The organism is Klebsiella sp. HN106 (assembly GCF_051209435.1).
Classification (GTDB): Bacteria; Pseudomonadota; Gammaproteobacteria; order Enterobacterales; family Enterobacteriaceae; genus Klebsiella; species Klebsiella oxytoca.
Genome location: NZ_JBLURD010000006.1, coordinates 267,569 through 280,503 on the forward strand (window position 1 = coordinate 267,569; position 12,935 = coordinate 280,503).

General features: G+C 54.9%; 15 protein-coding genes. 2 read left to right on the forward strand and 13 right to left on the reverse strand.

Going from position 1 to position 12,935, the window contains the following annotated elements; all coding sequences use genetic code 11:
• Window positions 1-264 precede the first annotated feature (264 nt).
• The 5 genes from hemW to ACSIPU_RS17040 are packed head-to-tail and all read right to left on the reverse strand — an operon-like array spanning window position 265 to window position 3,575.
• A complete protein-coding gene (gene hemW / locus ACSIPU_RS17020) occupies window positions 265-1,401 on the reverse strand; it encodes a radical SAM family heme chaperone HemW (protein ID WP_004105720.1) in 1,137 nt (378 codons plus the stop codon).
• Window positions 1,394-1,987 (reverse strand): XTP/dITP diphosphatase, encoded by a 594-nt coding sequence (locus tag ACSIPU_RS17025; RefSeq protein ID WP_004105717.1) that lies wholly within the window; start codon window positions 1,985-1,987, stop codon window positions 1,394-1,396. Before ACSIPU_RS17025 ends, hemW begins: the two co-directional genes overlap by 8 nt.
• Window positions 1,988-1,999: 12 nt before the next feature.
• Window positions 2,000-2,290, reverse strand: coding sequence for a DUF167 family protein YggU (yggU, locus tag ACSIPU_RS17030; RefSeq protein WP_004105716.1), 291 nt, complete (start codon window positions 2,288-2,290; stop codon window positions 2,000-2,002).
• Window positions 2,287-2,853, reverse strand: coding sequence for a YggT family protein (locus ACSIPU_RS17035; protein ID WP_004105714.1), 567 nt, complete (start codon window positions 2,851-2,853; stop codon window positions 2,287-2,289). The genes yggU and ACSIPU_RS17035 overlap by 4 nt, the downstream gene beginning before the upstream one ends.
• Before the next feature lie 17 nt (window positions 2,854-2,870).
• Window positions 2,871-3,575 (reverse strand): YggS family pyridoxal phosphate-dependent enzyme, encoded by a 705-nt coding sequence (locus ACSIPU_RS17040; RefSeq protein WP_016807917.1) that lies wholly within the window; start codon window positions 3,573-3,575, stop codon window positions 2,871-2,873.
• Window positions 3,576-3,591: 16 nt separating this feature from the next.
• Between ACSIPU_RS17040 and ACSIPU_RS17045 the strand changes: the two genes are divergently transcribed.
• Together ACSIPU_RS17045 and ACSIPU_RS17050 are read left to right on the forward strand one after the other, a co-directional pair.
• Window positions 3,592-4,572, forward strand: coding sequence for a type IV pilus twitching motility protein PilT (locus ACSIPU_RS17045; protein WP_070556278.1), 981 nt, complete (start codon window positions 3,592-3,594; stop codon window positions 4,570-4,572).
• 348 nt (window positions 4,573-4,920) lie between these two features.
• Window positions 4,921-5,574, forward strand: coding sequence for a LuxR C-terminal-related transcriptional regulator (locus tag ACSIPU_RS17050; RefSeq protein ID WP_004105708.1), 654 nt, complete (start codon window positions 4,921-4,923; stop codon window positions 5,572-5,574).
• A gap of 55 nt (window positions 5,575-5,629) precedes the next feature.
• On the opposite strand, the gene ruvX is transcribed toward ACSIPU_RS17050, so the two are convergent.
• The 8 genes from ruvX to metK all read right to left on the reverse strand — a co-directional run bounded on the left by ruvX (window position 5,630) and on the right by metK (window position 12,889).
• Entirely contained in the window at window positions 5,630-6,046 is a 417-nt protein-coding gene (ruvX, locus tag ACSIPU_RS17055) for a Holliday junction resolvase RuvX (RefSeq protein WP_004105707.1), read from the reverse strand.
• Window positions 6,046-6,609: a YqgE/AlgH family protein gene (locus tag ACSIPU_RS17060; protein ID WP_196558172.1), complete on the reverse strand. Its 564-nt coding sequence runs from the start codon at window positions 6,607-6,609 to the stop codon at window positions 6,046-6,048. Before ACSIPU_RS17060 ends, ruvX begins: the two co-directional genes overlap by 1 nt.
• 176 nt (window positions 6,610-6,785) lie before the next feature.
• Window positions 6,786-7,733 (reverse strand): glutathione synthase, encoded by a 948-nt coding sequence (gene gshB / locus ACSIPU_RS17065; RefSeq protein ID WP_004105704.1) that lies wholly within the window; start codon window positions 7,731-7,733, stop codon window positions 6,786-6,788.
• Window positions 7,734-7,753: 20 nt separating this feature from the next.
• A complete protein-coding gene (gene rsmE, locus ACSIPU_RS17070; RefSeq protein ID WP_004105702.1) occupies window positions 7,754-8,485 on the reverse strand; it encodes a 16S rRNA (uracil(1498)-N(3))-methyltransferase in 732 nt (243 codons plus the stop codon).
• A 91-nt stretch (window positions 8,486-8,576) separates the two neighbouring features.
• Window positions 8,577-9,284, reverse strand: a complete 708-nt coding sequence (gene endA / locus ACSIPU_RS17075) for a deoxyribonuclease I (RefSeq protein WP_004115375.1) — start codon at window positions 9,282-9,284, stop codon at window positions 8,577-8,579.
• Window positions 9,285-9,378: 94 nt separating this feature from the next.
• Window positions 9,379-9,879 (reverse strand): SprT family zinc-dependent metalloprotease, encoded by a 501-nt coding sequence (locus ACSIPU_RS17080; protein WP_024274713.1) that lies wholly within the window; start codon window positions 9,877-9,879, stop codon window positions 9,379-9,381.
• A 77-nt stretch (window positions 9,880-9,956) separates the two neighbouring features.
• Window positions 9,957-11,351 carry a sugar porter family MFS transporter gene (locus ACSIPU_RS17085; RefSeq protein ID WP_435322251.1) on the reverse strand — a complete coding sequence of 465 codons (1,395 nt, stop codon included), beginning with the start codon at window positions 11,349-11,351 and terminating at the stop codon, window positions 9,957-9,959.
• A 383-nt stretch (window positions 11,352-11,734) separates the two neighbouring features.
• Window positions 11,735-12,889, reverse strand: coding sequence for a methionine adenosyltransferase (metK, locus tag ACSIPU_RS17090; RefSeq protein WP_004115371.1), 1,155 nt, complete (start codon window positions 12,887-12,889; stop codon window positions 11,735-11,737).
• Window positions 12,890-12,935 lie beyond the last annotated feature (46 nt).

Consider the following 12,935-nt stretch of genomic DNA (forward strand, 5'->3'; position numbering starts at 1 on the left):
ATGAGTCATTCTTTGTTTCTGTATGACATATTATCCTGGTTGTCGTACACCTTTAAGCTGTCTGACTCACACTTTTTCCCAATGAGACGATGAAATGCGTATTTTTGTGCGTTAGGTTATATTTATTTTCTATAAATGAATGTGAATTAATTTTTATTAAGAATGCTGAACTGAGATTCTTCGGGAATTGCGATATTAATATTTCGGGAAAAACGAATAATTAATTATCCCGCTATTTATATAACGGGATAATCAGGGAGAGGTTTATTCGCTGAGGAATAATTCGAGAAGGGAGTTCAAAAATAGCTTGCCGTGCTCGGTAATCTGCCAGCAGCCTTCATCTTCCGTCAGGTAGCCCTGGGCAATAGCGGCATCGATTTGCGGGCGGATCGTCCGCTCGTCGAGGCCGGTAAAGCGGCTGAATTCATCCCGTGGCGCCGCTTCGAGCAGGCGGAAACGGTTCATAAAGAACTCAAACGGTTTATCTGCGTTCTCAACATCATGCTGGCGCTCCAGGTAACGGCCTTCCATATAGCCGCGCGGGTGGCGGGTTTTCGCCGTCCGCAGAATGCGTCCGTCCGCAAACGTCACTTTACCGTGCGCGCCGCAGCCAATGCCCAGGTAGTCGCCAAAGCGCCAGTAGTTCAGATTATGCTGGCACTGATATCCCGGTTTTGCATAGGCGGAAGTTTCATATTGCCGGTAGCCCGCGGCGCTAAGCAGGCTATGCCCCTGCTCATAAATATCCCACAGCGCATCGTCGTCAGGCAGGACCGGCGGTCGCGAACCAAACAGGGTATTTGGTTCAATGGTCAACTGATACCAGGAGAGATGCGGCGGATTGAGCGCAATCGCCTGGCGCAGGTCGTCCAGCGCCTCTTCCAGAGACTGGTCCGGCAGACCATGCATTAAATCGAGGTTAAAGCTGCGCAGTCCCAGACCGCTTGCCAGGTTTGCCGCGCGTTTGGCTTCCTGTGGCCCATGAATGCGCCCCAGACGCTGCAGCTTTTGCTCGCTAAAGCTCTGTACGCCGATGGAGATGCGATTAATGCCGGCGCGCTGATACTCCACGAAGCGATCCGCTTCCACGGTGCCGGGGTTGGCTTCCATCGTGATTTCGGCTCCGGCCGCCAGCGGAAGAGCCGCGCGTACGCCATCGAGTAGGGTTTGCATCGCCGGGCCGGAGAGCAGGCTCGGCGTACCGCCGCCAATAAAAATCGTCCCGATTTCACGTCCCTGCGCATAGTGGGCGTCGGCGCGTAGATCGTTCAGCAGATGCTGGACATAGTCATCATGCGGCACTTCGCCCTTCAACGCATGCGAGTTGAAATCGCAGTACGGGCATTTCTGCACGCACCACGGGATGTGAATGTAGAGGCTCAGGGGCGGCAAATTAGCCATTACGTAAGGCTTCCAGTAACAGTTTCAGCGCTCGTCCGCGGTGGGAAATGGCGCTCTTCTCTTCACGGCTCAGCTCCGCTGCTGTTTTACCTTCCGTCGGAACAAAGAAAATCGGATCGTAACCAAAGCCGCCGCTGCCGGCGGCCTGGCGAGCGATGATGCCTGGCCAACTGCCGTGGCACACCAGCGGCGTGGGATCTTCCGCATGGCGCAGATAGACCAGCACGCAGTGGAACTGCGCCTGGCGCTTATCGTCCGGCACGTCGCGTAGCGCGTCGAGCAGTTTTTCCAGATTGCGCTGGTCGGTCGCATCTTCACCGGAATAGCGGGCAGAATAGATGCCAGGCGCGCCGCCTAACGCATCGACGGCCAGACCTGAGTCATCGGCGATAGCCGGAAGGCCGGTAATCTGCGCGGCGTGGCGCGCTTTAAGAATGGCGTTTTCGATAAACGTGAGGCCGGTTTCCTCTGCGGAATCCACGCCCAGTTCGGTTTGCGCCACGATATCGAGGCCAAAATCTGCCAGCAGCGAGGCCAGCTCGCGCACTTTACCGGGATTGCCGGTGGCGAGAACAACTTTTTGCATAAGAGATCCTGTCTATTCTGTCAGCGCAGCGACCCCGTCGGGGATCTGCTGCGGATGAATGATTTTTATCTGTTTGTGGCGACCCAGTTCGCCCTTCTCAATAAGCACCTGGCTTTTTGCTACGCGAAACTGTTTGGCAAGAAATTTTACCAGATGGGCGTTGGCCTGGCCGTCAACGGGTGGCGCGGTAATGGCGACTTTGAGTTCGTCGCCATGTAAACCAACGATGCTGTCGCGGCTGGCCTTAGGCTGAATATACAGCCTTAAGACCAGACCGTCAGCGCAGGCCTGGACAGCACTCATAGCGCCATCCACAGCCCCGGAAGCAGAACGTTACCGGTAGCCTGCAACAGTTCGGCGATACCCATATTGATCACGTACAGCAGCAGAACCAGCACCATCGGCGAGAAATCAATTCCGCCCATTGAGGGCAGCAGCCTGCGGATAGGGCGCAGCAGCGGGTCTGCCAGCTGCATCAGAACATATTCCACCGGGCTACGGCCCTGGCTTACCCAGCTCATGATCGCCATTAACAGAAGAACCCAGAAGATCAGCGAGCCGACGGTTTTGATAAGGATCAGCAGCGCGGAGATCCAGATAATCGGCTGGAAGGTGACGACCATAAACAGGACGATAGCTTTCACGACGCAGAGAATAAAGGCGACCAGCAGGGAGGCGCTGTCGAGCGGCCCCATCGCCGGGATAATGCGGCGCAGCGGCCCAACGACAGGCTGCGTAGCCTTGACCACGAACTGCGAAAACGGGTTATAAAAGTCGCAGCGCGCCCACTGCATCCAGACGCGTAACAACACGACCATTGTATAAAGCTCAATGACCGTTGAGAGCAGGAAAGTCAACGTCTTCATGGCGTTCCTCAGATTCCTTATTTTTTGCTGTAGTCGCGCGCGCCGAAAATTGCGGTTCCGATGCGCACCATAGTGCTTCCCGCCGCGATGGCGGCTTCCATATCATCCGACATTCCCAGCGACAACGTATCGACGGTAGGGTAGTGCGTTTTTAGCCGCGCAAATGCTACCGCCATTTGTTGGGCGACGGCAAACTGCCTTACATATTCTGACTCAGGCGCGGGGATGGCCATTAAACCGCGCAGCTGCAGATTCGGCAATTTAGCGATCTCTGCCGCCAGCGCGTCCAGCTCTGCAGGCGGAATACCCGACTTGCTCTGCTCATCGCTAATGTTGATTTGAATCAGCACGTTGAGCGGCGGCATGTCGGCAGGGCGCTGTTCACTGAGGCGAGCGGCGATTTTGAGTCGATCGACGGTATGACACCAGTCAAAATGTTCGGCCACGAGGCGGCTTTTGTTGGACTGCAGCGGACCAATAAAGTGCCACTGCAGCCCGCTTGCCCCGGTCTCCTGAAAGTAGCGGATTTTCTCCACCCCTTCCTGAACATAGTTTTCGCCAAACGCGACCTGGCCTGCGGCCATCGCTTCTTCGATAGCGCTCGCAGGTTTCGTTTTACTGACTGCAAGCAGCGTAACTTCTTCTGGAGCACGGCCGCAGCGTGCGGCAGCGGCTGAGATTTTGTCCCGGACCTGTGCCAGGTTATGCGCAATATCGTTCATATACCGAGGATGAGTTATGGAACTGGAAGAAATAGTGGCCCTTAGTGTAAAGCATAACGTCTCCGATCTACACCTGTGCAATGCTTCAGCACCGCGCTGGCGTCGCCAGGGAAAGCTGGAGCCTGCGCCTTTTACCTCCCCTGATATCAGCAAAATACTCCATGACTGGCTCAACGCCGAGCAGCTCGCGCAGTGGCAGGCCAGCGGGCAGGTCGATTTCGCTTTAGCGCCGGCTGGCGGGCCACGCCTTCGCGCCAGCGCATTTGCCCACAGCCGCGGTCTGTCGCTGGCGCTGCGTCTGCTGGCGGAAACCTGTCCGCAGCTGGAGGCGCTCGGTGTACCAGCCGCCTTAAGCGATCTGCTCAATGAGGAGAGCGGGCTTATCCTCGTCACGGGCGCCACCGGCAGCGGGAAATCAACTACCCTGGCGGCGATGGTGGGCTATCTTAATCAGCGCCTCAATGGTCATATCCTGACGCTGGAAGATCCGGTCGAATTTATTCACCACAGCGAGCGTTGCCTGATCCAGCAGCGGGAAATCGGCCGCCACTGCCCCTCCTTTGCCGCGGCGTTACGCGCTGCGCTGCGTCAGGATCCGGACGTCATTCTGTTAGGGGAACTGCGCGATAGCGAAACTATCCGCCTGGCACTTACGGCGGCGGAGACCGGACATCTGGTTATGGCGACGCTGCATACGCGCGGCGCGGCGCAGGCGGTTGAAAGGCTGGTGGATGTTTTTCCCGCCCAGGAGAAAGAGCAGGTTCGCAGCCAGCTGGCGGGAAGTTTGTGCGCGGTACTGGCACAAAAATTGTTTCCGGATGCTGCAGGCGGCAGAGTTGCGCTATACGAGCTTTTAGTTAATACCCCAGCAGTGGCGAATTTGATCCGGGAGGGAAAAACGCATCAGCTGCCCGGCGTGATGCAAACCGGGCAGCAATCTGGCATGCAAACATTTACGCAAAGCTTTCAGCAACGTACGGCAGCGGGTCTTTTATAGCTGCATTTTTTATATTCAGACATCTTACCAATGGCTTGTTATGATAATGTTTTATTAATGTTCGGTATTATTATTTTATATTACAAAGAACCATATGGAATTAAGCCGAATAATGTAGGCTATGAAAAACGAATTGACATAAACCTCCCATAACCAGGAAAAAAGTTTGATAATCTTTTGACTCTCTCAAGGTATTCGATTTATGCTGTTTACAGGGATAGGAAAATTCCCATGGAATATTGTTTCAAAGTGTAAATTTGGTTTTTATTTATAAATACACCGGCGATGGTATTCTTGTTAATTCATTTAACCGCTATGAAGGCGGGTATCAACTAAGGAGAGTTTTAAGTGATTAATTTTTCTGAGGATTCGGTTCTTTCTCATCAGGTTACCTTTATTACTCACCCCTCAATTCAAAGCAAGGCATTTGCAACCTGGCTGGCTGACAGGTTATCTGCTACAGTGATCCTGCAAAATATTAACAAACCCCTCGCGCAACGACTTGTGAAAGATTCTGTAATATTATTTGATATTGCGGTTTCAAATAAAAAGTTGAATAGCGTGTGGCGTGATATTATTCGCCTGCAGGTAGATAACCCCCGTTTATTGATTATCAACAGCGCACAAAAGTATGAGCTCTACGAAATGGCACAGTGGCCAGCGCTTTATGGCGTTTTCCGTCACGACGATGATGAATTGCGCTTAATTGAGGGCGTTAAAGCTGTGCTTAACGGCGAACAGACGGCTGAATTGAGCGTAATGCACCCGGCTATGTACGCAGCGGATCATCAATCGGCGCCTGTGGAAAGTTCGCCGCTGACCGAGCGCGAATGTGAAATCCTTAATGAACTTCGCTGCGGGGCGACCAATATGGATATTGCTCGCGCGCTGTTTATCAGCGAAAACACGGTGCGTACCCATCTGTACAACGTGTTCCGTAAGCTAAGCGTGAAGAACCGAACCCAGGCGGTCAGCTGGGCAAATGAGCATCTGCGTCACTAAAAACTGAATCAGGATGATGGCGCCTGTCGCTGCGATGTGGCGCCAGCATTCAGGATCAGAAGCCCTGCTCGAAGTAGCTTTCCAGAATAATGACAGCGGACGCTGAATCAATGCTGCCTTTATTGAGCGCACGGAATCCACCGTGTTCAAATAACCCGGCTCTGGCTTCCACCGTGCTCAGACGCTCATCGTGCAGGATTATCTGCACGCCGAAACGGCCATGGATTTTATTCGCGAAGTTGCGCGCGCGCGCGGTCAGAGGTTGCTCCGTGCCGTCCATATTCAGCGGCAGGCCGACAACCACCTTTTCGGGCTGCCACTCTTTGAGCAGCTTCTCGATAATATTCCAGTCAGGTTTGCCGTCCTGCGCCTTCAATGCGGGCAGGGGGCGGGCAGTGCCGGTGATGCGCTGCCCTACGGCGACGCCGATGCTTTTGGTGCCAAAATCAAAGCCTAAAAACGTTCCGCTCATCAGGCATGCCCCGCTGCGGCCGGCATGGTGACGATATTGATGCCGATCAGCTTCGCAGCCTCGCGCCAGCGGTCGGCTATTGGCGTATTGAACAAAATGTTCCGATCCGCCGGCGCGGTGAGCCAGGCGTTATCCAGTATCTCTTGCTCCAGCTGACCTTTCTCCCAGGAGGCATATCCCAGCGCAACCAGCACGTTGTCCGGCTGTTTATCCGTGCCCAGCGTTTCGAGCACGTCGCGGGAGGTGGTGATCACCGTATTATCGGAAATACGAATGCTGGAAGAAAAGTCAGAGGGCGGCGAGTGCAGTATAAAACCCCGGTCCTCGGCCAGCGGGCCGCCAACCATCACCGGTTTATCCAGGCGGATCTCGGGATTGCGCGGCTCAGGCGTGATTTTTAACTTCTCCAGGATCCCTTCAACCTGCAGATTTTCCATCGGCTTATTGATGATGATGCCCATGGCGCCGTCATCGTTATACTCGCAGATATAGACTACGGAGCGACGGAACATCGGGTCCTGGAGAGCAGGCATGGCAATCAGAAAGTGATGCTGTAAATTCATTGTCAGAGGTTCTGTTCCTGGTTCAAAAAAGCAGCACCCAGTATGCGGGTAAAGCAAGAGAGTGTCGATTCACTTTATCTTGCAGGCGTCACGGCCATTGCCTGTCTGAGCCTGAAAGTGAATCTCTGAAGCGAGCTTCAGGCTACAGGCGTTGGCCCATAGCCTGAATGAGCGCGTTATTTATTGAGGCGCTTTTCGATGGCGTCCATCAGCATCCCGGTGATGGAAATCGGGAAGGCGGCTTCGATTTCACGTACGCAGGTTGGGCTGGTGACGTTAATTTCCGTCAGGCGATCGCCGATGATATCCAGGCCGACGAAGATTAAGCCTTTGGCCTTCAGCGTCGGGCCTACGCGGCGGGCGATAGCCCAGTCGCTTTCGGTCAGGGGGCGCGCTTCGCCACGGCCGCCGGCGGCGAGGTTGCCGCGAGTTTCGCCACCCTGCGGAATACGGGCCAGGCAGTAAGGAACCGGCTCGCCGTCCACGACCAGCACGCGCTTATCGCCGTCTTTAATGGCCGGTAGATAGTTCTGCGCCATGCAGTAGCGGCTGCCCAGCTCGGTCAGGGTCTCGGTAATCACGCCGAGGTTAGGGTCACCCTCTTTCACGCGGAAAATGGAGGTACCGCCCATGCCGTCCAGCGGCTTGAGGATGACATCGCCGTGCTTTTCCCAGAAGGCTTTCAGCTGAGCTTTATTGCGGGTGACCAGCGTTTCCGGCGTCAGCTCGGAGAACCAGGCGGTAAACAGCTTTTCGTTACAGTCGCGCAGGCTCTGCGGCTTATTGACGATAAGCGTGCCTTTCTCTTCGGCGCGTTCGAGGATGTAGGTCGCATAGATAAACTCGGTATCAAACGGCGGATCTTTACGCATCAGAATGACGTCCAGGTCCGCCAGAGGCAGATCCTGCTCGCCGTTGAACTCGTACCATTTGTCGTAGTTCTGCTCGACGCTCAGCTTGCGCGTACGGGCGCGGGCTTCACCGTTGATTAAGTACAGATCGTTCATCTCCATATAGTGGAGTTCATAGCCGCGACGCTGCCCTTCCAGCAACATAGCAAAGCTGGTGTCTTTCTTGATGTTGATGGTTGCGATGGGGTCCATCACGATGCCGAGCTTAATCATTGTTCTTCTCCGTTAACGCTTCAACCTAAGTCGCCAAAACGCACCTGCAGGGCGGTAATGGCAGTGAGCGCAGTTGTCTCTGTACGCAGAACGCGCGGTCCCAACAGGATATCAGTAAACTGGTAGCGAGCGGTCATCGCTATCTCTTCTGCCGAAAGCCCGCCTTCCGGACCGATCAGCAGTCGGACGCGTTCGACCGGCAGCGGCAGCGTATTGATGCTGGCGCTGGCGCGAGGGTGTAAATTGAGCTTCAGGCCCTCGTCCTGCTCCGCGCACCAGGCTTCGAGCTGCATTGCCGGGCGGATCTCCGGCACCACGTTGCGGCCGCTTTGCTCGCAGGCGGCAATGGCGATTTTCTGCCACTGCTGAATCTTCTTGTGCAAACGTTCGGCGTCCAGTTTAACGCCACAGCGTTCGGAAAACAGTGGCGTTATGAGGCTTACGCCAAGTTCGATCGATTTCTGGATGGTGAATTCCATTTTTTCGCCGCGTGACATCACCTGGCCTAAATGGATATGGAGAGGGGATTCGCGGTTATCGATTTTGCCGCTCTGTACTTCAACCAGCACATGTTTCTTACCTGCCTCGACAATGACCGCCTCGAAGACCTGATTGCTGCCGTCAAAAAGCTCGATTGCCTGGCCTTTACCCATCCGTAAAACGCGACCGACATGGTTGGCCGCGTCGTCGGAGAGGGCTATCTGGCTACCCGTAGTGATGCGTTCCGGGTGATGGATGCGAGGGATGCGCATGCTTGATATTCCGTTCTTCGCGCAGATATTGTCTTCCCTCATTAAAGAGGGAAGCGTGAAGCTGCAAATTAACAATTGCCGCTAGTGTAGGTTAGCTCTTTTGCGCCTGGCAAGCCTGCAGGACGTAAGGATTATGGTTGCCCTGAACTTTTGCAATACGCGCGTCGCGTTCGCATTCCCAGCGTGTTACCGGGTACAGCTTATTCCAGGCGGTAAACAGCTGGGTTTGCTGGCGGGAAAGATTGAGCTGGTAGCGGTCGCGCATATAGAAGTAGGTGCGGGCAATCGCGCCCCGGGCGCGAGCCGGCGGCTCTGCAACTTTATCTTTAAAATCAACCTTCATCGCACACTGGCCGTACTGGCCTTCGCCACCGTTCCACTGGCTGTACATAAAGTTGGCGCGATCGCCGTTGACCTCGCCAACCGCCGGCTGCAGGTTATGCATGTCGCTTTCCATCTTGCGATAGACCGGGTCTTTGGCGCAGTTTTTCCGCCCGCCGTCCTGCCAGCATTGAAGCTGGTGACCAAACTGCCAGGCCGGAACCACGTGTTCCCACTCTACCCGGCTGGCGCGGTTCTCATTTTTACGCACTTTATAGCCGCATGATTCCAGATCGATAACGCCCTTTTTCCCCTGCCAGTTGATTTTACAGCCGCAGTAGAAATCGCCGGGGACGTCGGCGTTGACCTTGACGCCAGCGGCTTTGGCCTGAGAAAAACTGTTGATTCCCTCCGCAGCAAGCGGGGCACACGCCGCCGCGCTAAGAAACGCGGCAGCAAAAATATAAATACGGGACATCGTTAACTCCGTGTCAAAACGAGCCCGCAACGTAACGAATGTGATTGCCTGATGCAATCAGTCAGATCAGAAAATTTCCAGTTATTTCCGTAGATTACTTTTCCGCCACCAGCACGTCGCCGCAGCGCACGCAGCGATAGGTGGCCTCACCGCGCATCACGCGATTGTGGCGGCGAACGGTAAGCTGATGCTGCTGACACTGGCAGCGGTAGGGGAAGGTATTTTTACGGACAGAATCGAGTTCGAAACGATGAGTACGCAGCGCCGGTACGCCCAGTACGCTCTCCATCATCCATTTCCACTCTTTTCCGTGCGGCGCCACGCGGCCAAAGTGTTTCCATACCAGCAGATGGGCCAGCTCGTGCGGCACGACTTCGTCGATAAAAGCCTGCTGGTTTTCCAGCAGCAGCACCGGGTTAAGGCGAATTTCGTTTTTCTCCAGCCAGGCGGTACCGGCGGAGGTTCCCCGCTGCTGATAAACCAGCACCGGTTCAGGGTAATGTCGTCCCAGCTTGAGGTTCGCTTTGGCAAGATTTTCCCGCAGGCTGCGCATAACGGCCTGTTGAAGGGCAATGGGAATTCGGGGTGTTTTCATAGCGCCAGAGGATAGTGCGGCGGAATGAGGAGAGCAAGAAGAAGCTTCCTCCCGGAGGGGAGGAAGCGTGTATCCTACTAGTCGCGCGCGCCGATTTCGCGCAGTTTACGGCCTTTCATCAGATTACGTTCAATATGTTCCAGCGAAACGTTTTTGGTTTCCGGGATCAACCACAGAGTCAGGAAGATGAACAGGATGTTAAGGCCGCCATAGACCCAGAAGGTATTGGCGCTGCCCAGCGAGTTCAGCATCGTCAGGAAGGTCGCGCCGACGATCATGTTGGCAATCCAGTTGGTCGCCGTTGAGCAGGTGATACCGAAATCACGCCCTTTCAGCGGCTGGATTTCGGAGCACAGCACCCAAATCAGCGGGCCGGCGCTCATCGCAAAACCCACGATGAACATCAGCAGCATCAGGACGGCAAAGTACTGCGCCGTGGCGGAGTGGATGCCGATATGCATCATGCTGCCCAGCACGCCCATGCCGAGCGCCATGACGATAAAGCCGAGGATCAGCGTCGGTTTACGGCCCCAGCGGTCAACCAGTCCGATGGCGATAAAGGTCGCCAGAACGTTGGTCAGACCGACGATGACGGTCCCCCACATCTGTTCGGTGGTGTTGGCATAGCCCGCCAGTTCAAAAATCTTCGGCGCGTAGTACATGATGAGGTTCATACCGGTGAACTGTTGCATCACCTGCAGCAGGACGCCGAGGAACACCGCGCGGCGGAAGTTGCTGTTTTCTTTGAACAGCGACCAGCCGGACTGTTTTACCTTCAGGCTTTCGCGGATCTCATCCAGCTCGCGTTTCGCTTCAGCGCTGGTGTCGCGCAGGCGCAGCAGAACGCGTTCGGCATCGACAAAGCGGCGCTTAGCGGCAAACCAGCGCGGGCTGTCCGGCAGGAAAACTACGCCAATCAGCAGCAGCACCGCCGGGATAATGATCACCCCGAGCATCCAGCGCCAGGCGCCGCTGTAGCTGAAAGCGGTATCCGAAAGATACGCCCCGAGAATACCAATGGTGATCATCAGCTGGTACATCGAAATCATGCTGCCGCGAATTTTTTCCGGCGCAATTTCCGACAAATACAGCGGAGCCGTGTAGGAAGCGACGCCAACGGCGAGGCCGAGCAGCACGCGAGAAATGAGCAGGACTTCCACATTCGGGGCGGCGGCGGAGAACAGGGAACCGGCAACGAACAGGATGGCGCCAATCATCAGGCTTTTTTTACGCCCGAGTTTGAAGGAGAGCCAGCCGCTGCCGACCGCGCCGACCGCGGCGCCGAACATCATGGAGCTTACTACCCATTCCTGCGTATGAGCGCTTATCTGGAACTCGTTGGCAATAAAGGGTAAGGCACCCGCAATAACACCAATATCCAGGCCAAATAGCAGGCCTGCCAGTGCGGCGAGGAAGCAGACAAAGAACGTCATCGTCTTGTTTGAACGCCCTTGTTTTTTGTTGTCAGGCATAACGCCCTCCGGTTGAGTTATTGATTCTGTCGAGGCATAGGGTAGGTAAATGCGTAGTAAAAAAATGTGATAATAATCACGCTGGTGTAATCGGTTACACTATCGTAAAGAAAGGTAATCACATTTAATTTATTTAAATCAGCATTTTAATAAAGTTTAGCTCAAGAAATTTAAAGCGCTAATCAGAGTTTGCTGAAATATTGTGTAACAAAGCCAAGGGTTATTACATTTTTCGCGCACGTCGAGGAAAAGGATGTTGCACATGGGATGTAATCGCTTCCATAGGAAGCTTTGCAAAGGGCTGGATGCAGAGGCTGCGGTTATACGGTTGAAAATAAAAAGGCCAGCGCGAGGCTGGCCTTAAGAGCGAGAAGAGCAGGGGCTTATTTCAGGCCGGCCGCTTCGCGCAGCTGAGCTGCTTTGTCGGTTTTTTCCCAAGGGAAATGTTCGCGACCAAAGTGACCGTAAGCCGCCGTCTCTTTGTAGATCGGGTGCAGCAGGTCAAGCATCTGGATCAGACCATACGGACGCAGGTCGAAGAACTCACGAACCAGTAGCGTCAGCTGCTCGGACGGTACTTTTTCGGTACCGAAGGTTTCAACCATAATCGAGGTCGGCTCTGCGACGCCGATGGCGTAGGAAACCTGAATTTCGCAACGATCGGCCAGACCGGCGGCAACGATGTTTTTCGCCACATAGCGCGCCGCGTAGGCCGCAGAACGGTCGACTTTAGACGGATCTTTACCGGAGAACGCGCCGCCGCCGTGGCGAGCCATGCCGCCGTAGGTATCAACGATGATTTTACGCCCGGTCAGGCCGCAGTCGCCCATCGGGCCGCCGATAACAAAACGGCCGGTTGGGTTGATAAAGAATTTGGTCGCGCTGTTCAGCCACTCGGTCGGCAGCACCGGTTTGATGATCTCTTCCATGACCGCTTCCTGCAGCGATTTCTGATCGATGCTTTCGGCGTGCTGTGTGGAGAGAACGACTGCATCAATACCGACAACTTTGCCGTCGTCGTACTGGAACGTCACCTGGCTTTTTGCGTCCGGGCGCAGCCACGGCAGGGTGCCGTTTTTGCGTACTTCAGCCTGACGCTGCACCAGACGGTGAGCGTAGGTGATCGGCGCAGGCATCAGCACATCGGTTTCGTTAGTCGCATAGCCAAACATCAGGCCCTGGTCGCCCGCGCCCTGCTCCAGCGGATCGGCGCGGTCAACGCCCTGGTTGATGTCCGGAGACTGTTTACCGATAGCGCTCAGCACCGCGCAGGAGTTGGCGTCAAAGCCCATATCGGAATGCACGTAGCCAATTTCACGGACCGTATTGCGGGTGATCTCTTCGATATCAACCCAGGCGCTGGTAGTGATTTCGCCACCCACCAGAACCATGCCGGTTTTGACGTAGGTTTCACATGCTACGCGCGCTTTTGGATCCTGTTCAAGGATCGCATCCAGCACGGCGTCGGAGATTTGGTCAGCAATTTTGTCGGGATGCCCTTCGGATACGGACTCTGACGTAAAGAGGTGTTTTGCCATGTTTTATTTCACCTGTGGACGATTCGGGTAGCTCATACTGTTGTGT